Annotated in this window: 13 protein-coding genes; 7 read left to right on the plus strand and 6 right to left on the minus strand. The window is 56.1% G+C overall.

From position 1 onward, the window contains the following. Window positions 1-20 precede the first annotated feature (20 nt). The 4 genes from VFA76_06030 to VFA76_06045 all read left to right on the plus strand — a co-directional run bounded on the left by VFA76_06030 (window position 21) and on the right by VFA76_06045 (window position 7,188). Window positions 21-1,337: an MFS transporter gene (locus VFA76_06030; protein HZR31392.1), complete on the plus strand. Its 1,317-nt coding sequence runs from the start codon at window positions 21-23 to the stop codon at window positions 1,335-1,337. 192 nt (window positions 1,338-1,529) lie between these two features. Then, on the plus strand, window positions 1,530-2,921 hold the full coding sequence (locus VFA76_06035) for an alkaline phosphatase family protein (GenBank protein ID HZR31393.1): 1,392 nt from the start codon (window positions 1,530-1,532) through the stop codon (window positions 2,919-2,921). Next, entirely contained in the window at window positions 2,918-4,171 is a 1,254-nt protein-coding gene (locus VFA76_06040; GenBank protein ID HZR31394.1) for an aminotransferase class V-fold PLP-dependent enzyme, read from the plus strand. The genes VFA76_06035 and VFA76_06040 overlap by 4 nt, the downstream gene beginning before the upstream one ends. A 35-nt stretch (window positions 4,172-4,206) precedes the next feature. Next, the gene (locus VFA76_06045) at window positions 4,207-7,188 is read left to right on the plus strand and encodes an FAD-linked oxidase C-terminal domain-containing protein (protein ID HZR31395.1); all 2,982 of its coding nucleotides are present in this window, start codon (window positions 4,207-4,209) and stop codon (window positions 7,186-7,188) included. Here VFA76_06045 and VFA76_06050 read toward each other — a convergent pair. The 3 genes from VFA76_06050 to VFA76_06060 all read right to left on the minus strand — a co-directional run bounded on the left by VFA76_06050 (window position 7,152) and on the right by VFA76_06060 (window position 10,622). Continuing rightward, window positions 7,152-8,018, minus strand: coding sequence for an isocitrate lyase/PEP mutase family protein (locus VFA76_06050; GenBank protein ID HZR31396.1), 867 nt, complete (start codon window positions 8,016-8,018; stop codon window positions 7,152-7,154). The two genes, VFA76_06045 and VFA76_06050, sit on opposite strands and share 37 nt — an antisense overlap. Window positions 8,019-8,104: 86 nt before the next feature. Continuing rightward, complete coding sequence (locus VFA76_06055; GenBank protein HZR31397.1) at window positions 8,105-9,496, minus strand: MFS transporter; 1,392 nt, start codon at window positions 9,494-9,496, stop codon at window positions 8,105-8,107. Between the two features lie 55 nt (window positions 9,497-9,551). Beyond that, on the minus strand, window positions 9,552-10,622 hold the full coding sequence (locus tag VFA76_06060) for a hypothetical protein (GenBank protein ID HZR31398.1): 1,071 nt from the start codon (window positions 10,620-10,622) through the stop codon (window positions 9,552-9,554). A gap of 245 nt (window positions 10,623-10,867) precedes the next feature. Here VFA76_06060 and VFA76_06065 point away from each other — a divergent pair, with 245 nt between their 5' ends. Next, window positions 10,868-11,569 carry a hypothetical protein gene (locus VFA76_06065; protein HZR31399.1) on the plus strand — a complete coding sequence of 234 codons (702 nt, stop codon included), beginning with the start codon at window positions 10,868-10,870 and terminating at the stop codon, window positions 11,567-11,569. A 15-nt stretch (window positions 11,570-11,584) separates the two neighbouring features. Here VFA76_06065 and VFA76_06070 read toward each other — a convergent pair whose 3' ends face one another. The 3 genes from VFA76_06070 to VFA76_06080 all read right to left on the minus strand — a co-directional run bounded on the left by VFA76_06070 (window position 11,585) and on the right by VFA76_06080 (window position 18,220). Continuing rightward, window positions 11,585-13,405: a cytochrome D1 domain-containing protein gene (locus VFA76_06070; protein HZR31400.1), complete on the minus strand. Its 1,821-nt coding sequence runs from the start codon at window positions 13,403-13,405 to the stop codon at window positions 11,585-11,587. Window positions 13,406-13,426: 21 nt separating this feature from the next. Continuing rightward, the gene (locus tag VFA76_06075; protein ID HZR31401.1) at window positions 13,427-16,756 is read right to left on the minus strand and encodes a TonB-dependent receptor; all 3,330 of its coding nucleotides are present in this window, start codon (window positions 16,754-16,756) and stop codon (window positions 13,427-13,429) included. Window positions 16,757-16,909: 153 nt separating this feature from the next. Next, window positions 16,910-18,220, minus strand: coding sequence for an MFS transporter (locus tag VFA76_06080; protein ID HZR31402.1), 1,311 nt, complete (start codon window positions 18,218-18,220; stop codon window positions 16,910-16,912). Window positions 18,221-18,474: 254 nt separating this feature from the next. Here VFA76_06080 and VFA76_06085 point away from each other — a divergent pair, with 254 nt between their 5' ends. Beyond that, entirely contained in the window at window positions 18,475-19,986 is a 1,512-nt protein-coding gene (locus VFA76_06085) for an MmgE/PrpD family protein (GenBank protein ID HZR31403.1), read from the plus strand. A gap of 36 nt (window positions 19,987-20,022) precedes the next feature. Then, on the plus strand, window positions 20,023-21,084 hold the full coding sequence (locus VFA76_06090; protein ID HZR31404.1) for a tartrate dehydrogenase: 1,062 nt from the start codon (window positions 20,023-20,025) through the stop codon (window positions 21,082-21,084). Window positions 21,085-21,123: the final 39 nt, after the last annotated feature.

Below are 21,123 nucleotides of genomic sequence, written 5' to 3' on the forward strand. Positions count from 1 at the left end.
CGCCCCGGGAGATCTGCCAGATGGTTGAGTCAGCCGCGATAGACAAGCTCGAGATCGCACCCTCACGACAAAAGCTTACTGGGAACCAGGTCCGTGGTTTCTGGGCGGCCTGGGGCGGCTGGGCCCTGGATGGAATGGATTCCTTCATTTATGCCCTGGTTATGGTGCCGGCCCTGCACGAGTTGTTGCCGCGCTCCGGGATCCCAGATACGCCGGGTAATCAAGGTTTTTATGGAGGGCTGCTGTTCGCCTTCTTCTTGGTGGGCTGGGGCTTGGCGATGCTGTGGGGCCCATTAGCAGACAAGTTCGGCCGGGTTCGCACCCTTATGCTTACCATAGCCTGGTATTCCTTATTTACATTCCTGGGTGCAGTTGCCCATAACGTCTGGCAATTGGCCGCTTTTCGCTTATTGGCGGGCATCGGCATCGGCGGAGAGTGGGCCATGGGAGGCACTTTTATTGCCGAAGAATGGCCCGAGAGCCGCCGCGCCATGGGGGCTGGCCTGATGCATACCGGCTACTATTTCGGCTTTTTTCTAGCCGCGCTATTGAACTATGCGGTTGGAGCTCATTACGGCTGGCGGGCGATGTTCGCTGTGGGTGGAACGCCCGCGTTGCTGGTCGGCTTGATCCGCTACGGAGTAACCGAACCTCGCCGCTGGACGGAGAAGGTACAGCACATCAAGCGGAAATCGATAAGCCATTCCTTCCTGATCCTGTTTAGTCCAGTGTTTCGGCGCCGCACAATCCTGAATTGCCTCTACGTGCTGGTATCGATTATTGGACTGTGGGCGGGTGCGGTCTATGTTCCCTCCTCGGTGATTTACCTTGCGAGCCATGCGGGAATGACAGCCGCCGCAAGCTCTCGCCTGGCTTCTTATGGAACCATGCTTCTTTCCATAGGCACGATCGTAGGATGCATCGCCTTGCCGCCGATGGCGGAGCGGCTAGGCCGCCGCATGGCACTGGCGTTCTATTTTGCAATAATGTTGGTCTTTATCCCGCTCGCCTTCGGTTACGCGTTTTATCGTCCGACGCACGCGCTGGGCTTGTTCATAGCGTGCTTGCCATTCCTGGGAATCGGAGGCGCGAACTTCGCCATGTACACGCTGTGGCTACCTGAACAGTATCCAACCGAATGCCGGGCCAGCGCCTTCGCGCTCGCGGTATCTGCGGGACGGTTTGTGGGAGCGGGCATCACTTTCCTGGTGGGTGCTGGTGTTGCTCACTTTCACAGCATTGGCACCCCCGTGGCGCTCACCGGCGCCGCATTTGCCGTGGGCTTGCTGCTCCTCGCCTTCGGAGAAGAGACGAGAGGACAACCTCTGCCCGCATGAATTTCGCCGCTCAGGAGTTATGGCCGGGCACTGAAAATCGTTGTTCATCCTGACTTCATGCGGGTTTCATCTGAAATTGATAACGTGCTCCGGGTCTTTGAGGGAACTTGAATGCGGTCGTTGTGGTGCGCAGTGGCGCTGGTGTGTGCGATTCCTGGTTGGACTCTGTCCGAAACTCTGCCGCCCGCCCGCGTGTCCCGAGTTCTCCTGATCAGCATTGACGGTCTCCACGCCTTGGATCTTGCCAACTATGTACAAGCCAAACCGGATTCGACGCTCGCAAAGTTAGCCAGACATGGCGTGACCTACACCAACGCACTGACCGCGATGCCCTCAAATTCCTGGCCGGGCCTGCTCGCGATGATCACGGGCGGTTCGCCCATCTCAACTGGAGTAATGTTCGAAAACAGCTACGATCATAATCTGTCTCCGCCAGGATCGAATTGCAGTACGCGAGGGACCAGAGTTGTGTTCGACAGCTCGATTGACCGCGATCCCAATGCCCTCGATGGGGGCGGAGGTATTGATCCCGAGAAGCTGCCCCGCGATCCTGCTAACGGATGCACGCCCGTATATCCTCACCAATTTCTGCGCGTAAATACCGTCTTCGAGATCATCAAAGCTGCAGGACGACGTACCGCCTGGTCGGACAAGCACCCCGCTTACGAGTTGGTGAACGGGCCTTCGGGAAAGGGCGTGGACGATCTTTTGGTCCCGGAAGTCCGTGCCGCGAGCAGGGCGAGGAGTATTCCCCGAATCGAAGAATTCGACGATATGAGAGTGCAAGGTGTGCTCAATGAGATCAGGGGAAAAGATCACAGTGGCGCTCACGTAGCCGAAGTCCCGGCATTATTCGGCATGAATTTCCAAGCCATTAGTGTTGCGCAGAAGATTCCCGGTAATGGATATCTGGACGCGCAAGGTACTCCCAGCGCCGGATTGGCAGAAGCGCTGGATCATACCGACCGCTCGCTTGGCCAGATGGTTGCCGCATTGCAATCGCAGCGGCTACTCGCTTCCACTCTAATCATTGTGACGGCCAAGCACGGCGATGCTCCTATTGACCCGCGCGCCTTGCAGTACGCGGACCTCGAGCTTATTCCCAAGCTTGTGAACGGGATTCATCCGGGGCTGCTAGCTCAGGCAAACCAGGATGGCAGTTGTGCGCTAATCTGGCTCAGCGATCACAGTCGCACGCAAGAGGTGGTACGCACTCTCGAACTGAGACGCAGCGAGGCCAAGATTCAGACCATTTATGCAGGGAACTCTCTCCGGCTCAGGTTTAATGATCCGCTGGCTGACAGTCGAATGCCAGATATCATCGTCCAACCACAGCCTGGTGTGCTCTACACTGATGCCAACTTTATCGCCGAGCACGGTGGGTTCACGGAGGACGACACTCACGTGGCGCTGCTAGTCTCGTTTCCATCTTACGAGGCTACGACCATTAAGTCTCCGGTTCGAACCGCGCAGATCGCACCGACCATTTTGAAAGCGCTGGGTTTGAGCCCCGACGCTCTTGAGGCGGTGCGAATGGAGATGACATCTCAGCTGCCCGGCTTAATTTTCCAGGCGGACAAATGACAGGCAAGCGTCGTCCCGGTAGGCATTTTCTTCAGGTTCCGGGACCAACCAATGTCCCCGACCGTGTTCTTCGTGCCATAGATCGCCCCACTATCGATCATCGCAGTCCAGATTTCGCGGCGCTTGCCACGAATGTGCTGGAGGGGTGCCGCTCGATTTTCCAGACCTCCGGCCCGGTTTTGATCTTCCCCTCATCGGGAACCGGAGCTTGGGAAGCCGCGATCGTCAACACCCTCTCGCCCAACGACCAGGTACTGATGTTCGAAACGGGTCAGTTTGCCGTCCTTTGGCAAGCCCTGGCAAAGAAACTGGGGCTGAAGGTTGACTTCGTACCCGGCGACTGGCGGCATGGAGTAGCCCCCGAGGAAGTGCACGCTCGCCTTTCTGCCGACCGGAAACGCGAAATTAAAGCGGTCATGGTTGTGCACAGCGAGACCGCCACTGGAACTGCCAGCAGGATTCCGGACATACGCCGGGCCATTGATGACATAGCCCATCCCGCGCTGTTTATGGTGGATGCCGTTTCCTCGTTGGGCGCAATGGAGTATCAGCACGACGCCTGGGGTGTTGATGTCACCATTTCAGGCTCGCAAAAAGGTCTAATGCTGCCGCCCGGCTTGGGCTTCAATGCTGTATCCGCCAAGGGATTGGAGGCGTCAAAGAGAAACGGCTTCTCGCGTTCGTATTGGGATTGGCGCGACATGATGGAGTTCAATGCCACCGGTTATTTTCCCTATACCCCTGCCACCAATATGCTTTATGGCCTGCAGGAAGCGATCGCCATGCTGCATGAGGAAGGATTACAAAATGTTTTTGCGCGGCACCGACGTCACGGTGCAGCTACACGAGCCGCTGTCCAAGGCTGGGGACTCGAAGTCCTTGCTCTTGATCCCCGCGAATACTCGAATTCAGTGACAGCGGTTCTTTTGCAACCGGGGCAGGACGCCGACGCGTTCCGGAGAGTCACATTCGAAAAGTACAATCTCTCACTCGGCATGGGATTGGGAAAACTGAAAGGCAAAGTCTTCCGCATCGGACATCTTGGTGACTTTAACGATCTCATGCTGATGGGCACTCTTGCGGGGGTAGAGCTAGGTCTGCGTGCCGCCGGCGTTCCCTATCGTCCCAATGGAGTCCGGGCTGCAATGGAGTGTCTCGGCGGAGACACTTTCGACGAAACTGCTCGAGACAAGTGCGCTGCATCCGCTGCGCAACCACCAAGACCGCTTGACCATACTGATCGAGGATGATGTATCACGAGCCGTCCGAAAATGGATCGAGCACAATGAATCCTGATCCAGCCCTGCCGCGAACTGCGGCACTCACCTCCGCGGACTCTTTGCGACAAGAACTTGAGCAACAAGTCAGCGGAGAGACCAGGTTCGACGCCGTCTCGCGCGTTCTCTACTCCACCGACGCCAGCGTGTATCAAATCCAGCCGTTGGGGGTAGTGCTGCCGCGTACAACCGATGACATCGTACAAGTGGTGCGTATATGTGGCCGACATGGTGTACCGATTACGGTACGAGGCGGCGGCACATCTCAGGCGGGCCAGGCGATTGGGAGCGGTGTTGTACTGGATACATCGAAATACCTAAATCGAATTTTGGAAGTGAATGCTAGCGAGCGATGGGCGCGGGTTGAGCCTGGGGTTGTGCTTGACCAATTGAATGTCACTTTGCGCCCGCACGGGTTGCGTTTTGCGCCGGATATCTCCACCGCCAGCCGAGCCACCATCGGTGGCATGATGGCAAACAATTCCAGTGGCGCTCGCTCGCTGGTGTATGGGAAGACCATTGACCACGTGCTCGAACAATGTGTGGTGCTCGCCGACGGATCCATCGCTCACTTTCGTGTTTTGTCCGCAGACGAACTCGATGCCGCTAGCACCGGCGACACGCTTGAGGCAAACGCATACCGAATGGTGCGTGAACTTGCTGCCACGCATCGCGACGAGATAGATCGCCGTTTCCCCAAAATTTTACGCAGAGTAGGTGGCTATAACCTTGATGCGTTTGTTGGGGACCAGCCGTTCAACTTGTGCAAGCTCATGGTCGGTTCTGAAGGCACTTTAGGAGTCGTCGTTGAAGCGAAAATCAAACTAGTCCCATTGCCGAAGGCCAAGGCAGTGTTGGCAATTCACTTTGCCGATCTCTTGCAGTCGTTGGCGGCAGTGCCGGCCATTCTCGAACATCACCCCGTCGCCATCGAGGTAATGGACAATTTCATTCTGAACCACACGCGTGAGAATCCTGCCTTTGAGCGCATGCGGGATTTTATCGTGGGTGATCCGGGGGCGCTCCTGGTTGTCGAATTCTACGGCGACACCGACGACCTGCTTGGCCCCAGGCTCGACGCGCTCGAGAAGGACCTGGCCGGAAGGCACTTTGGATACCACTTCCACCGCGCTCTCGACCCAAAATCCCAAGCCAAGATCTGGAACCTGCGCGAAGCTGCTCTCGGTCTATCAATGGCAATGAAAGGAGACGCAAAATCGCTCTCTTTTGTAGAAGACACCGCCGTCGCACCCGAAAAGTTGCGTGATTACATTGAGCGGTTTCTGGCCCTTATACACCGCCATGGCACCACCGCCGGGGTTTACGCACATGCCTCCGTCGGATGTCTGCACGTGCGACCTGTTATCGATTTAAAAACCAGCGAGGGCATCGAACGATTTGAAAGTATTGCCAACGGCAGCGCGGACCTCGTGCTGGAGTTTGGCGGAGCTATTTCCGGCGAACATGGCGACGGTCTGGTGCGAACTCCTTTTGTGCGAAAAATGTTTGGAGACGAACTGTACGGCGCGTTTCGCGCGATCAAAAAGCAATTTGATCCCGCGGGAATTTTCAATCCTTCAAAAATAGTTGATCCCGTTTCACTTACGGCAAACCTTCGCTACGGCGCCGAGTACAAAACGGCGGATCCCCCCACGTTCTTCGATTATTCCGAATACGGCGGCGTCGTTCGTGCCGTGGAGATGTGCAGCGGACTTGGCGTATGCCGCAAAAAGCTGGACGGGACCATGTGCCCCTCTTACATGGCAACTCGCGAGGAAGCGCACAGCACGCGCGGGCGTGCCAACGTTCTGCGTTTAGCAATGAATGGAACTCCCGGCGCCATGCCGCTAGCCGCGAAAGATGTGTACGCCGTGTTAGACCTGTGTTTGGAGTGCCGCGCTTGCCGGTCAGAGTGCCCGGTTGGAGTGGACATGGCCCGATTCAAAAGCGAATTTCTAGCGAGCTACTGGGCGTCGAACGGGACTCCCTGGCGCGCCCGAATGTTCGGCGCCATCGATCGCATGTCACGGTGGGGAAGCCGGTTCGCTCCGGTTTCCAACTGGGTGATGGCAAATAGCGGCGTTCGCTACCTGAGTGAGCGATTGATTCATCTGGATCGGAGAAGGCGGTTTCCTCAATGGAAGCGTCACACCTTCGAAGATTGGTCAAAGGCAAACGCGCCCGCCCAACAAGCCAATTCGGTGCTCCTCTTCAATGACACGTTCACGAACCATTTTGATCCGGAGATCGGAATTGGAGCCACGCAGGTTCTGAACTCTATAGGGCACAAGGTCGGCGTGCTGCCCTACCACTGCTGCGGACGTCCCCTTATCTCGCAAGGCTTGCTGGAACAAGCGCGTGCGCGCGCCCGGGAGACGACGGAGGCTTTCTACTCTGCCGCGTTAGCCGGGAAACACATCGTCTTTTGCGAGCCGAGTTGTCTCTCCGCGGTTCGCGAAGATCTGCCGGGATTACTACGAGGCGAACTCAGAGAGCAGGCAGACCTAGTGGCTAGTCAGTGTGTGCTGTTTGAAGAATTTATGGAAGGGGAACTGCGGTCGGGCAACAGCCCGCTTAATTTCACTCCGGGACCACGCAAACTGCTCTTGCATGGTCACTGCCATCAGAAATCCATGGGCCTGCTGGCTCCCGCGTTGGCGCTGCTGTCCAGGATCCCGGGCACGTCGGTTGTGGATTTGGACGCAGGATGTTGTGGTATGGCCGGCTCTTTCGGTTATCTTCGGGAGCATTACGACGTCTCACGGCAGATTGGGGAGCGCAAACTGCTTCCCGCAGTTCGCAATGCGGATGAGGGGACCGTGGTGATAGCTGGAGGCACTTCTTGCCGCCATCAGGTAATGGACTTCACTGGCAGAGTGGCGGTTCATCCCGCCATTTTGCTGCGCGATCACATCCGGCCTGCCCCGATAAGCGTTGAGCCGGCGTTTCCGTCTCAGGACCTCTCGACCGTTTCTTCTTCCATTCGATAGAACTCTTCGAGTCCTATAGTGTCTTCTATTTCCTTGCGCACTCCCACGTACACTTTCTGATCCATACCGGTACGTCCTTGGGTCTTCAGCTGGACAAACAAGTCCTTGACGCTTTTGAACACCACGCTGATCGCGCTGATCGCATCATTCGCCATCTTGAAGCCCATGTCCTCGAGTTCCTGGATAGCGAAGATCGGCCGCCCAAAACGGTTTCCTTCGCTGTTAACAAATATCAGGGGCGCCTTGACGTCTTTGGGTGCTTGCCGTGCTTCTGCCACGCTGTTGGGAAAGAGCATGACCATGTCAGCTCCAGCCTCGGCATACAAATTGGCGCGACGGATGGCTTCGGCATAGCCATCGGTAATCATGGCATCGGTCCGTGCGGCAATTACAAAGTCGGGATCGCGGCGGGCCCGCAACGCGTAACGTATCTTCACGCACATCTCCTCGGCCGGAATCAGATGTTCGATTCCCTTGTGGTAGTGGACCCGCTTCGGGTACACCTGGTCCTCAATATGGATAGCGGCAGCGCCAGCTCTCTCCAGTTCTTGTATTGTCCGCACTACATAGGCAGGGTCGCCGTAGCCTGCTCCGCCATCCACCATCAACGGAATATTTACCGCCGCCGTAATCCGCCTGGTGGCTTCCGCAACATCGGTCAATGTAAGCATGGGTTCGGGAACGCAGTTGCTCGCGCCCAGCGCGTATCCGCCTAAGTCCAGGGCTTTAAAACCAACTTTTTCGGCAATCTTGGCGGTCAAAGGATCGTATGCAATGGGAGCATGGATGATTCCAGGACGCTGTAGCATCTCCCTGAAAACTTTGGTCATTCTCTCCACGTGATGGGCCTCCTAGACATTTTTGGTCAGCCAGCAGAATCCATTGCCGTAGTTGAGCATAGCGGAATAGTTCAGCATCAAGGGCGTTGCTGTCCGCCACTCATTTGTGCTGTTGCCACACTGGCGCTTTGAGCGGCCGGTTCCAGTGATGCCTCGGCATTAACAAACATCCACAGAACTCCGGCGGTAAATGAAATGATTGCGCCAACGTCGAGAGCGCGGCTCCAGCCGAACCTGGTTGCGATATACGCAGTCAATATGGGCGCTATACCGCCCGCGATGTTCGCACACGTGTTCATCAAACCGGAGAGCGAGCCGGAGTAATTGGGGGTCATATCAATGCACGTGGCCCACCAGCTTGCGGCGGCAAATGCGCTGAATCCTGCGGCCAGAGCGAGCAGCGAAACTGCAAGACTGGTACTGGTGGCGTGACTTCCCGCCCACAGCAGGAGTGCTGACGAAGTCATTCCCAGCATGGCAGCAATCTGTCGGCCACGACGGCGACCGTAGCGGGATGCCGCCCTATCGGAAAACCAGCCTCCCAGCGGCGACATCAACGTAATCGCAATAAACGGAGTGGTTCCCCATATTCCACCCTTGGTAACCGTAAGGCCGCGAACGCGCACCAGGTAGATAAAGAACCAAGTGTAGTAAATATAGGGCGTGTATCCATGGCAGAAATAACTGAGAAGCAATGCCCATGCTGAGCCGCTGGAAAAGAACCTTCTCCAAGGCGTGCGCCCTCTCCCGATCCGCGTTCTGGCGTTTGCAGAGGCGGTAATGAGTGCCAGCTCAGCGGAATTGATGCGCGGGTGCTGCTCCGGACGGTCGGTTGCGAACACATACCAACAGAAGGCGATTACAGCGGCTACGGCGCCGCAAAGGACGAAACTGCTCCGCCACCCCCATCCTTGTGCCACCCGTGAGAGGACCAGCGGAGCAAGGATTCCGCCCGCGCCAACTCCGCCGAGCAGGAAGCTGCTGCCCAAGCCACGCTCCCCAGCGCGCGTCCAGAACGCGACGACCTTGTTCGCGTTCGGATAACTGGCTGCTTCGCCGGCTCCCGTTAGGAGGCGCACAATTCCGAAGGCCAAGGCAAGGTGCCACCACGTACGGAAGTGGATCGCCGGCACGAAAGACATCAGGACGGTAAGACTCGCCCACCACAACATCGCCGCGGTCAGGGTGCCGCGAGGGCCAAACCGATCTCCCGCCCATCCGCATGGCACCTGGCACAATGCATAGCCAAAGGCGAACGCCCCCAGTATCCACCCCATCGCTTCGGTGCTGAACTTGAATTCGTCCTGGATGTACTTGCCGGCAATGCTCAGGTTAAGGCGTCCCAGGGCTGTTACTGCCATGATGAGCGCCAGCAGCGCCAGGATCTGCCATCGCACGCGGGTTGGCCTGACGGTCGCCGTTTCAGTACCGGGCATCATCGGCGGCCTCGGGGCCAGTGTTGAATTCATTGAAGACAGTTCTCGCTTCGGACCGGCGTGCGTGTCGGCCGAGAACGGGTGAGGGTCACTTCACATCGAACACTTTGACACTTGCCATTTTTGACCCGACTTTAGAGCCATCGGCCTTACAGACGGCGACGTATAAGCGGCTTAACTCGGGGACAAAAATGGCCGTCTTACCTCCGGGAGAGCTCGGCACATTGGCTACAACCTGGTAGTGGTCTGCATCAGTTTGCCCATAGACAACTACGACGCCTGCACGCGTTGAAACGTAAATTCGCTTGCGAGCTGGGTCTAAAAAGATGTCGTCCGCGCCGGTGGCGCTGGGTAGGCTGGCGACTTGTTTCCCGCTGGTTGAGTCCAATACCACCAAGCGCGGTGGCGTGCGAGTAACCACAAGCAGCCTGTGGTTCGCCTCGTCGAGTGCCATGGGAGAATTCTTCTGGCCTGCCGTAATGGGCCAGGTTTCAACGATTGCGCGCTTTTCGCGATCAATCACCAGGACACGGCTATTCGCTGTATCGTTCACGAACATCCGTGGACTGGAGGGTTCCAATGCGATCGCCTCCAGCTGCGGTGACTCGATACGAATATCGGCAATGTGCTTGTCGGTGTTCGTGTCGGTGATGCTAACCGCCGAGTATTTCAGGTTTGCGCCTTTACCGCCGTTCACTGTGTACAAATACCCGGTAGAAGGATCGAAGGCAGAAGAGTCCGCATCTTCCATTAACTTGACGGAGTCAATGGGCGCGTAGGTATCTCCTTTGAGGAACTTCACCTCAGCAGCGCCACCATCAACCACAACCAGTTTGTTTGCCTGTGGAAGATAACGCACGTAGTGCGGCTCGCCAAACCCGCCGACACTGCGGAGGTGTCTTCCGGACTTAAGGTCGAAAACTTCGATGCTCTTGTGATCTTCGGCTGTAAGAAAGAGGCGATTACCTTTCAGATCAAGGCCAAAATGGTCGAAGTCGCCATCAATGTCCTTGAGCGAAATAGTTTGAACTAGTCGGAGGGGAGCGCTGGCTGTGCTCTTGGCGGCAGCCTTCGTGATCTTCGGTTTGGAGTCCCAGGAATGCGCATTGCTCGTCAATGCAAGGACAAGAGACACACAGACGAGATTGAACTTTCTCACAAATCCTCCTTCAGCCGCCCTACCCCTGGCCAAAAGCCCCTGATACCAGACGATGAAACTATAGCCAGTGCAGATTAAGGATTCCTGAACGCCAAATAAATCGGATTCCAACGCCCCGAGACGCCCAGAGGACAGAATGCCGGCAATTTGATCTCCCATTTTCGTCCGTGCTGCTACCGATCACACGCACGCGGCCGTCTCTTCTCTCACTTATGCCTTGACACGCCGTCATACAATGTCAGCTCATGAGAGCACAACTGCCGTGGTTTTGCGCTGTTTTTGCGCTGTTAGTAGTCCTGCCGCCAGGTAATTCCGTTGTGGACGTTGCCGCCGAGCCCCATCACCACCTCGTACTGCAGAATACGTACATGCGCGCCTTCAGGGTGGAGGTACCAGCGCACGAACCGACCCTGCCCCATCACCACTCGACTGACTACGTGTCTGTGAGTCTCGCGGACGCGGCAGTTGAGAACGACGTCGAGGGTAAGCCACCTGTTACAACAAAGAGCCTCGCCGGTGACGCTCGCCTGGTTAATGGCGGGTTTACGCACCAAGTGAAAAATTTGGCCGACACTCCGTTCCGCAACATGACAGTCGAAATTCTTCGCACTCCGCCATCTTCTGCTCCGGCGGAGGCGAGCAGTCATCCGCAGCCGGCGAAAATAGCTGAGGGTGTGGTCAAGACTGCGAAGGGCGAAAGCGCCGCGGTTCGAGTGTCGGAGACTGTGATTAACGCCGGAGTCACCGTCCCCGAGCATAGTCATTCTGTGCCGCACCTGCTGATCGCCATCAGCAACCTTAATTTGCAGAGCAATACCGCTGGAAAGCCGCCCCAAGCTGTGCGGGTTGCCGCTGGCGACGTGGCTTGGTTCGACGCTGGCATCAAACACTCGGTGACGAACATCAGCCAAGAACCTGCCCGGTATGTGACTGTGGAGTTCAAATAGCTACAGTACTGTCCACTAACGCATGACAAGCGTGTTCATGCGCTTCGGAACTTCACCCACCGGTATGAGCGCAATCGGTTTTATCGTTTGCGAATCGATGACTGAAACCGAGCGTGCTCCAGAATTTGAAACGTACACCCGCTTGCTGTCTGGCGTGAACGTTATCCATTCAGGCACCGCGCCGGAGCGTTCCGCACCCAAGGAATGGACCAGGGGGAGAGATGCGTGTCCCATTAACGTAAGGTCGGGAAGGGAATATTTGAAGACGGCGTTCGCCACCGTGCTGTTAACCCATAGCGACTTGCCGTCTGGCGCGACGCCGATCCCGTGGGACGGGCTTCCCATACGTCCCTCAGCGATGCCGAATCCACTCGGCTCATCGGGGAGCTTGATCCTGGCTGCTTCTGCTCGCTTGGCGAAATCCACCACGGCAAACCCATTGAAATTCGACAGCTGCAGAAAAATTCGACTGGTGGATCCATCCGCATTCACGGCAAACGTCATGGGGCGAACGCCCTGGTCAAACTTGACTTCCCACACGGCTTCGTTTTTCTGAAGATCGAGAACCGTCATGGTTTTCGCCTCGATAGAGCCGCTCACCGCGAACTTTCCGTCTGGCGTGACATAGATGTTGTGCACGCTCCCATTCATCGGAATAGTGTTCAGTCGCCGTAGCGAACTTGCGGAGATTACGTCTACCGCGCCTCGCGGGTGGCGGATGCCTACCAGCACTCGTTCTCCATCCTTTGTAATGGTCAGGTTGTTGGGACGGCCGCTCAAAGGTACCTTGTGCAGAATTTCCCCTGTATGCGAGTCAACCACATCCAGAGTGCTCTCCGATTCGTTACTGATGTAGACTCGGCTGCCGTCAGGTGAGAAGACCACTCCGTGGGGCAACTCTATCCCACGAATAACCTGCACAACCTTGTTTGTGGATGCGTCCACAACATCAATGGTGTCGGCTGCGCTGTTGGTGACATAGATGCGTGCCCCTCCACCGGGCATGGAAATCGCCCCCCTTTTTAAGTCCCTCACCCACTGAGCGAGAATTAGCCAGTCAGGATCGTTCTCCGACTGGAATTGCCGGCCGCCGGAATGAAAAGGGTCGCCTCCCGCTTCCGGAGCCAGGGGATGCATCAGCAGTCTGCTGGATCCCGGGTCCCCTGGTGCCACTTGCTGGACTGCGCTCTGATAATTGCGTCGGGTTTGCTCGGGTGTCCAGGCTAGCGCGCCAGGGGGCAATGGCTCGAGTCGGAAGATCCGGTTGGCTTCAGTGTGGCAGCCGTAGCAGCGCGCGTGCCCCGGCCGCTCCTTCAGGAAAACAGGCTGAACACGGGTCGCAAAGAAGTCCAGTTCGGGAGTGTCTTGTGGTCTGGCAGAGCTTCCACTGGACGGAGCACCAGAAGAAGCGCCGCCGATCCAATTTGCCACCAGTTGCCATTCCGGGTCCTGCCGCGATTGCCAGAATTTGCCGCCAGTGTGTGTGGGATCTCCTCCCTCCTCAGTCGCAAGCGGATGGAGCAACAAGCGACTCTCAAGAGGTGCTGAGGGGACCACTAGTTGAGAAACTGCCTCGAAATTCTGGCGCGACTGTTCCTCTGTCCAGGAAGAATTACCTTGTGTCAGCGGCTGTAATCGCAGGCGCGTAGCAATGGCAGAGTGGCAATCGTAGCAGCGCATTCCCCCGGGACGCTGCTTGAGGAAGATCGGCTCGATCCGCGAGCGATATACCTCAAAATTCAACGGTGATGCCGGTGCTGCTTGTCCGAAGGGTTGCGGACTGTGGGTGGCGAACAAAATGCCCACCACCCACAGCGCTTGCGCTAGCTTAGGCAATTAATTTTCTCAGCCCCGCAATTACCAGATAAATTTCACAGCAAATTGAATTTCCCGGGCCGTGGTACTGGTCCGCGAAAGTCTTCCGGCGACCCCCGTTGGAGCTCCAGTTCCGTCAAATATATCCGTATTGTCCGGGGTAGTAGGCGGGGCAAAGTTCGCATGATTCAGTGCGTTGAACAATTCCGCCCGGAACTGCACGTTGAAGGTCTCCGATATTCTTCGAATGTGGTTGTTTTTGAATATTGAAAAATCCATCTCTGTTACTCCAGGGCCGGTAAGGATGTTCCGTCCCGCGTTACCGCGAAGATTGAAACAATCCGGGAAGGAGACGGGTCCACCAACGCTGGGTGGATTCTTGTCACAGTTGGCATTCCAGAATGCCAGAGTAGGCGCCGCAGGTACGGTGAAGCACTCTGTCTTGACGTAATGGTCGGGATTTCCTGGATTAATAAGGCTGCTGCATCCAGGGGTAGTAAGGCGATTGGGAACGTCCCAGTCATCGCTGCTTAACGTTCCCAGGGGGTCACCGCCAGTGGCAAAGGTAGGACTGAAAGGAACCCCGTCACTAGCCTGGAAAATCATTCCCAGCTGCCACCCATCCGAAAACCAACGCACCGGACCGGAGAGCGACTTGGGCGCGGGCACTTCCCAAGTTCCGTTGAGTACGAAGGTGCGTCCAATGTTGTAATCGGATACACCGCGGCTCACGCGCGGGTCAAACCACGTCAAGCTCGAAATGGAATTGCCGAACGCGTCTCCCGCCACGGTTGCCGAACTGGTATCAATACTCTTGCCCCAGGTGTAAGCGCCTTGCACTTGAAAACCATGGCTCATGCGTTTAGCCACCTGCAATTCGAGCGCGTTATAGTAGGAGCGGCCCACGTAGAACATTCCTCGAATTGACCCGAAGTTTTCATTAAAGCGTGAGGGAGGCTGACCGGTTGTAAGTAAGTTGCCATCGGCATCCACCTGCGGCCACAGATAACCGGCAGCGGTTTTCGTCGGCATTACCTGGTCTGCGTCATCAACCCGGAAGGGTTGATGGACTCCGCGTGATCCCACATATGCCACCATTGCGCTGAGGGTTGGCGTTAGTTGCTGCTGCACATTGAGGTTCCACTGCATCACGTAATTGCGTTTGGGGTTGGGCTCAATATATGTGCCTCGTATTTTGCCGGCCGGTAGAACCGATGGCAGTCCAGAGAAAAAAGCTTGTGGCGTGGTGAAGTCCGACTTTGGGATTACCGTGTACTTGAAGAATGGTGTAGCGAGAGTCGTCAAAAGTATGAACTGATAGGGCAGTGGCTGCACATCAAATAGACCGACTCCGCCGCGGACCGCCGTCTTCCCGGTGCGGAACGGGTCCCAGGCAAACCCAACCCTCGGCTCGAAATCCCGCGTGGTGGGATTGCTAAAGAATGGATCCCCGAGATGTGGAACCGCGTCCGTAAGATTCCGCAGATTCGAGAGCTTGCCACTTGTTTCCGTTGGCACCGTGGACATCTCGTAGCGGAGTCCCAGGTTCAGTGTCAGGTTCGGCTTCCATCGCCAGTCATCCTGCACGTAAGCGCCAAACAGTGTCTGGCGGAGATGCCTGGGGCTGACTGTACTTACTACGCCACCCTGGAATCTTTTGGGGTTGTTCGTCAAGAAGTCCTGCAAGGTCTTGAATTGCCAGATCCCGTTCGGGTCAGTGAATGCGGAAACATTCAGATGCATGCGCTCGGCAGAGAACCCGAAGGCGAGTGAATGCGTGCCCTTGGTGAGAAAGGCATCATCGTAGATTTGAAAGGAATCCCAGCCATACAAATATGTCGGAAGCCCGCCAACTCCACCCGGCATCGGGGTCACCGCACTGATCTGAACTTGCGTCGCGTTTCGACCCGCAAACGATCCCAGCGATGGGTCGGCTGCTGCTGGATTGATTGCGCTCACGCTCTGATTGTTGTTCACGATTTGATGTTGGTACCCGAATCGAAGGGCATTAACGAGAGCAGAGGTAAACGAATGTGTCTCCTCCACGGCCAGGATGTGGCGTGAGGTCAGGCTTCCGAGCAAGACGTTGTTCATCCCATCGGGAGAGTTGTAAGGAGTGCGGTCAAACATGTACGTGCCAAAAAGGCCGTCTTTTTCGGAAAAGCGGTGATCAATGCGCGTCGTAACGAAATTTTCGTTGACCACCTGCTGACCTGCAAAACTGAAGGTTGCGATATCGGGATTGTCAGTGACCGCGCCGTTGGGTATGGGATAGAGTGCCAAATATTTCTGCGCCGCGGGGTCTACGGATACGGTTATAGGATTACCCGAAGAGTCATGGATGTGCCCGGCACGCGCCGCGAGTGTCGGAACAGTATCCACCGCTGTTAGGCCTTTGGCCTGCCGAACTCCTTCATAATCGGCAAAGAAGAACGTACGATCTTTGAAGATGGGGCCCCCCACCGCTCCACCGAACTGGTTTCGCTTGAATGGGGGAATTTTGTCCCCATCGAAGTAGTTTCTCGCGTCCAATGCGCTATTGCGCAGGAACTCGTAAGCACTGCCGTGGAAAGCGTTGGTTCCGGTGCGCGTTACTGCGTTCACTACACCCCCGGAGGTCTTGCCGTATTGCGCTGAATAGTTACTTGTCAAGACTGAGAACTCCTGGATGGCATCCACTCCCAGGTTCCCGCCCAACACGCTTCCGGGTGCCCCATTTGCATAGTCGTTGAGGCTGACGCCATCCAGACGGTAGTTGTTCTGCTGCGGCCGGGCCCCCGAAATCGTCAACTGTTGCCCAAAACCACGATTGCCGCGATCGGCTCCTACGGCAAAAGATGGTTGCGTATAGATGGTGTCCACGCCTGGCTGCAGCGTCGCCAGGTCCGTCCAGCTCCTTCCGTTCAACGGTAATTCACGAACCGTGGTGGCATTCACTACCGCGCTTATGTCGGAGGAAATCAGCTGGATCGCGGGCACCTCAGAGGTCACTTCAACTTTCCTGGTCTCGGTCCCGACTCGCAGGGTCAGGTTCAGCGTTTGCTGCGCCCCAACCGTCATCAAGATTCCTCTTCGCACCTCGGTATTGAAGCCGGCAGCTGAAGCCGTGATTTCGTAGGGGCCGGGAGTCAGGTTGGCAACGGTATAGAAACCATCGGTATTGGTCTCGGCCGTCCTTATAACTCCCGTTGACGTGTTCTTAATGTCCAAGTGAACGCGCGTTACAACCGCGCCCGAGGGATCCAGAATCGTTCCTTGCAACGCACCGCCTGCTACCTGTGCGTGTACGTGAAGACAAACCGCCAATGCAAGCACCGCGAACGAGCTTGCTGCCAGGCGAGCACTGCTTCGCGAGCATAGTCGTAGGTTCATAACCCCTCCTTGGCTTATCGGGAACTCGAGACCCCTGATTGTGCGCTTCTTTCCTACCTGTATCCAGTACTTCTGAAAGCGAACTGCCGCAATCCCACGGTGAGGCTATCCATCGAACATGAAAGACACATGAAAACAACGTGAACTTCCAATTTATCCTGCGCTGGGTGCTTGGTCGCGACGCTTTCCCACCAAGAGCATGAACCCACCCGAAGCAAAAAGACTAATAACCAGATAGAGCATGCCCGCTTTGAAGGAGTGCGTACGGCCGGCCAGGTATCCCATTACCGCCGGACCGACGAACCCGCCGAGATTACCCACTGAATTAATCATGCCTATGGAAGCGGCGGCTGCCGATTCGCTAAGAAAACGAGTGGGCACCGCCCAAAAGCATGGATGAAAGGCGTAAAAACATGCCCCCACCAGAGTGAAGATGAGCAATGAGACTGCAGGACTTGAAGAGAAAACCACTGCAAGCGAAAGCGATGCACCGCAAGCGATCACCGGAATCGCTGCATGCCACCGCCGCTCACAATGTCGGTCGGAATGCCACCCGTTTAGCTGTTGGGTAATGAAGCCTGCAATGTAGGGTAGGCTTGCCAATAGGATTACTCGGGAGTCACTCTTCCCGGACAGCCGCTTCAGAATGCTCGGTAGCCAAAAGCCAATACCGTAGCCGCCCGTCTGCGCACAAAAATAGCAGAGCGTCAGCAGGAGCACGTCACGTTGGCGCAGAGCCTCCCAGATGCGATACGAATGCACCCGCTTCTTAGCTTCTTTTTCCTTGGCTAGCTGTTCCGTGATCCAGGATCGCTCCGACTCCGACAGCCAGCGAGCCTGGTGCGGCCAATCGGTGAGATAAAAAAATGTTATGACGCCAAAGACTACCGCCGGAATTCCCTCCATAATAAAGAGCCACCGCCATCCCCTTATACCGAGCCAGGAGATTCCAAGCAGCCAACTGGCAAGGGGTGACCCAACCACGTAAGAAAGAGAATTGGCAGCATAGAAAACGGCCACCGCCTTGGCGCGGTCCTGGTACCGAAACCAGTGGGTCATGTAGACGATGGCGCCGGGAAAGAATCCGGCCTCGGCGGCGCCCACCAGAAAACGCGTCATATAAAACTGCCGGGCGGTGTGAATGAAAGCCATCAGAATTGTTACGAGTCCCCAGGAAACCATGATTCGGCAAATCCAACGGCGGGCACTCCAGCGCTCTACGATCAATGCGCCCGGAATTTCGAGCAGGAAATAGCCAAGAAAGAAAATACCTGCCCCAAAGCCCAATACACCGTCACTGAAGCCGAGGTCGTGGGGCATCTGCAGCGCGGCGGCTCCAACGTTCATTCGATCTATGAAGGCGATGATGTACAGCACGAATAGGAACGGCAGGATGCGCCAGGCAATACGACGCCGGGCACGTTGAGCAATATCAGTTTCCAATTCCAATACTGGAGAAGACATCTCGCCTCTCTTGGAACATGCTGCCGGTCCGCATTTTGCGAGACACAGCATGGACACATGACATTAAGGCTGCGTGAATGCTACGTGAAAAACAGCCCGGAATGCGATTTTTGCCTTCCTATGGAATGGAATAACGTTGTAACAATAACAACAGTACCGACATGCTCTATTTTTGGCCATCGATTATCGCTGAAATGTGATCGCCGAGGCAGCTTGAAAAGAATGACCTTCGCAAAAGGGGAAACAGATCCAAGATGAAGCGGCGCGCGTTCTTGAAAAGCTCAGCCAGTATCGGCGCCGGACTTGGTCTGGTGGGCAGCTCTAGTCTTGGCTTCGCGTCTGCTACATCTGAATCGTGTTCAGTCCAATTTCCCCAAATCCCCGGGCTAACAAAGTATGTGGCTGATTTTGTAGTGCGAACCACATACTCGGATATTCCCGACGATGTGATTGAACTAGGTAAAAAATCTTTGCTGGATGGTATCGGCCTGGCCCTGGCCGGGTCCCGCCTTCAAACCAACGAGATTCTGCAGACCTACATGAAATCGTTCGGATTTCCGGCTGGCGGCGCGACCGTAATCGGCACCGCCAGCAAACTCCCAACCCGGTTTGCTGCATTTGTGAATGGCGTTGCGATTCATGTGGAGGACTTCGACGACACCCAACTTGCGGTGGCGAAGGACCGGGTTTACGGTCTGCTTACGCATCCCACCGTGCCTGTATTGCCCGCCGCCTTTGCTATCACAGAGACGGTGGGCCGCAGCGGAAAAGATCTGATGCTTGCGTATCAGCTTGGTATAGAAGTCGAAACCAAAATCGCGGAGGCGATTTCTCCTCGCCATTATGAAGATGGCTTTCACTCCACCGGAACGTGCGGTGTCTTTGGTGGCACTGCCGCTTGCGCTAAGCTGCGCGGCTTTAAGACAGATCAAATCGAGCGCGCATTCGCCATTGCGGCGAGCCAGGCCAGTGGTTTGCGCGAGAATTTCGGCACTATGATGAAGCCGTTCCATGCCGGCCATGCGGCCGAGGTTGGCGTTTTTTCCACTGACCTGGCCGCACTCGGTTGGAGCGGAGCTGACGGAATACTGGAGGCTCCTCGCGGGTTCTTTCACGCCTACGGGGGTACCTATGCTCCTGCGGCCATCATGGACAAATTAGGGAAGCCGTGGACGTTTGCCTCCCCGGGAGTGTCTATTAAACCCTTCCCATCGGGATCGCTGACTCATCCCGGCATGAGTGAGATGTTGCGCTTGATCCGGACGGAGCACATCAGAGCTGCCGACATTGAGCAAGTGGAAGTCGGAACGAATCACAATCTTCCGAATGCCCTAATCCACCATCGCCCCAAAAATGCTCTCCAGGCAAAGTTCAGCATGGAATTCTGTATGGCAATCCTGCTGCTAGACGGCAAGGCCGGCCTTAGGGAATTCACCGACAGTGTGGTGAATCGCCGTGACGTGCAAGAAATGATCGGGCGAGTCCGCTTTTACGTGGATCCGGAGGCCGAGGCAGCCGGTTTCGACAAGATGACAACCATCATCAAAGTTCATTTGAAAAACGGGCGCACACTTTCAGGCCGTGCTGATTTTGCCAAAGGCAGTCCCACGAATCCAATGAGCTACGAAGAAGTGGCGGAGAAATTTTACGGCTGTGCAAATTTTGCCGATTGGCCGGACGCCAAGACGAAGGAAATTGGGGAATTGGTCCGGAAGATTGAATCCGAGCCGGACATGCACAGGCTCACCGCGCTCTGTACCCGTTAGGCGTAACACATTCCTTCCACCATACTGCGAGGCATTTTGAAGCGCTACAAGATTGCAGTCATCGAGGGCGACGGCATCGGCCGCGAAGTAGTTCCAGAAGGTATTCGTGTGCTGGAATCTGTTGGTCGCGGCAGCGACATTAATTTCTCCTGGCAGCACTTTGACTGGAGTTGCGAGCGGTTTCTCAAAACCGGGCGAATGATGCCGGAAGACGGTCTCGATCAGCTCCGCTCTTTCGATGCTATCTATCTGGGAGCGGTGGGTAGCCCACAAGTGCCGGATCATGTATCCCTTTGGGGACTTCTTATTCCCATTCGCCGGGCGTTCCAGCAGTACGTGAACCTGCGGCCGTGCCGTCTGCTCCAGGGGATCTCAACCCCTCTCAGAGATTTCCCTCCTGGCTGCATTGATCTCTGCATCGTTCGCGAAAACAACGAGGGTGAATATTCTGAGATTGGAGGCCGACTGTTCCGCAACACCGACGCGGAGTTTGCAACCCAGGAGACAGTCTTTACCCGCCATGGATGCGATCGTGTAATGCGGTTTGCGTTTCAGCTGGCTGCAAAACGGAAGCGGCATGTCACCTCGGCCACTAAGTCAAATGGCATCGTCTTCACCATGCCGTTCTGGGATGAGCGCTTCGCCGCGATTACCAAGGAATTTCCGGACATCAAAACCGATCAATATCACATCGACATTCTGACGGCGCACTTTGTGCGTCACCCTGACTGGTTTGATGTTGTGGTGGGATCGAACCTGTTCGGCGACATCTTGTCCGACCTGGGGGCAGCCGTCGTAGGCTCCATGGGACTCGCGCCTTCGGCAAATCTCAATCCTGAACGTAAATATCCTTCCATGTTTGAGCCCGTTCATGGGTCTGCGCCCGACATCGCCGGACGCGGAATTGCAAATCCCACCGCGCAAATCTGGTCAGGAGCAATGATGCTACGCCACCTGGAGGAAGACAAGGCGGCTGACAAAATTGAACGGGCCATCGCCGCAGTCCTCGCGACACCTGAGGTTCGAACTCCTGACATTGGCGGGAAGGCTACTACCAGCGATCTAGGAGACGCGATCGCACACGAAGTTGCCGCCTAGGCGGCCTGTTGGACAACCTTCACTGGGCTCACTAAACTC

This window comes from Terriglobales bacterium (assembly GCA_035651655.1).
Taxonomy (GTDB): domain Bacteria; phylum Acidobacteriota; class Terriglobia; order Terriglobales; family Acidobacteriaceae; genus DASRFG01.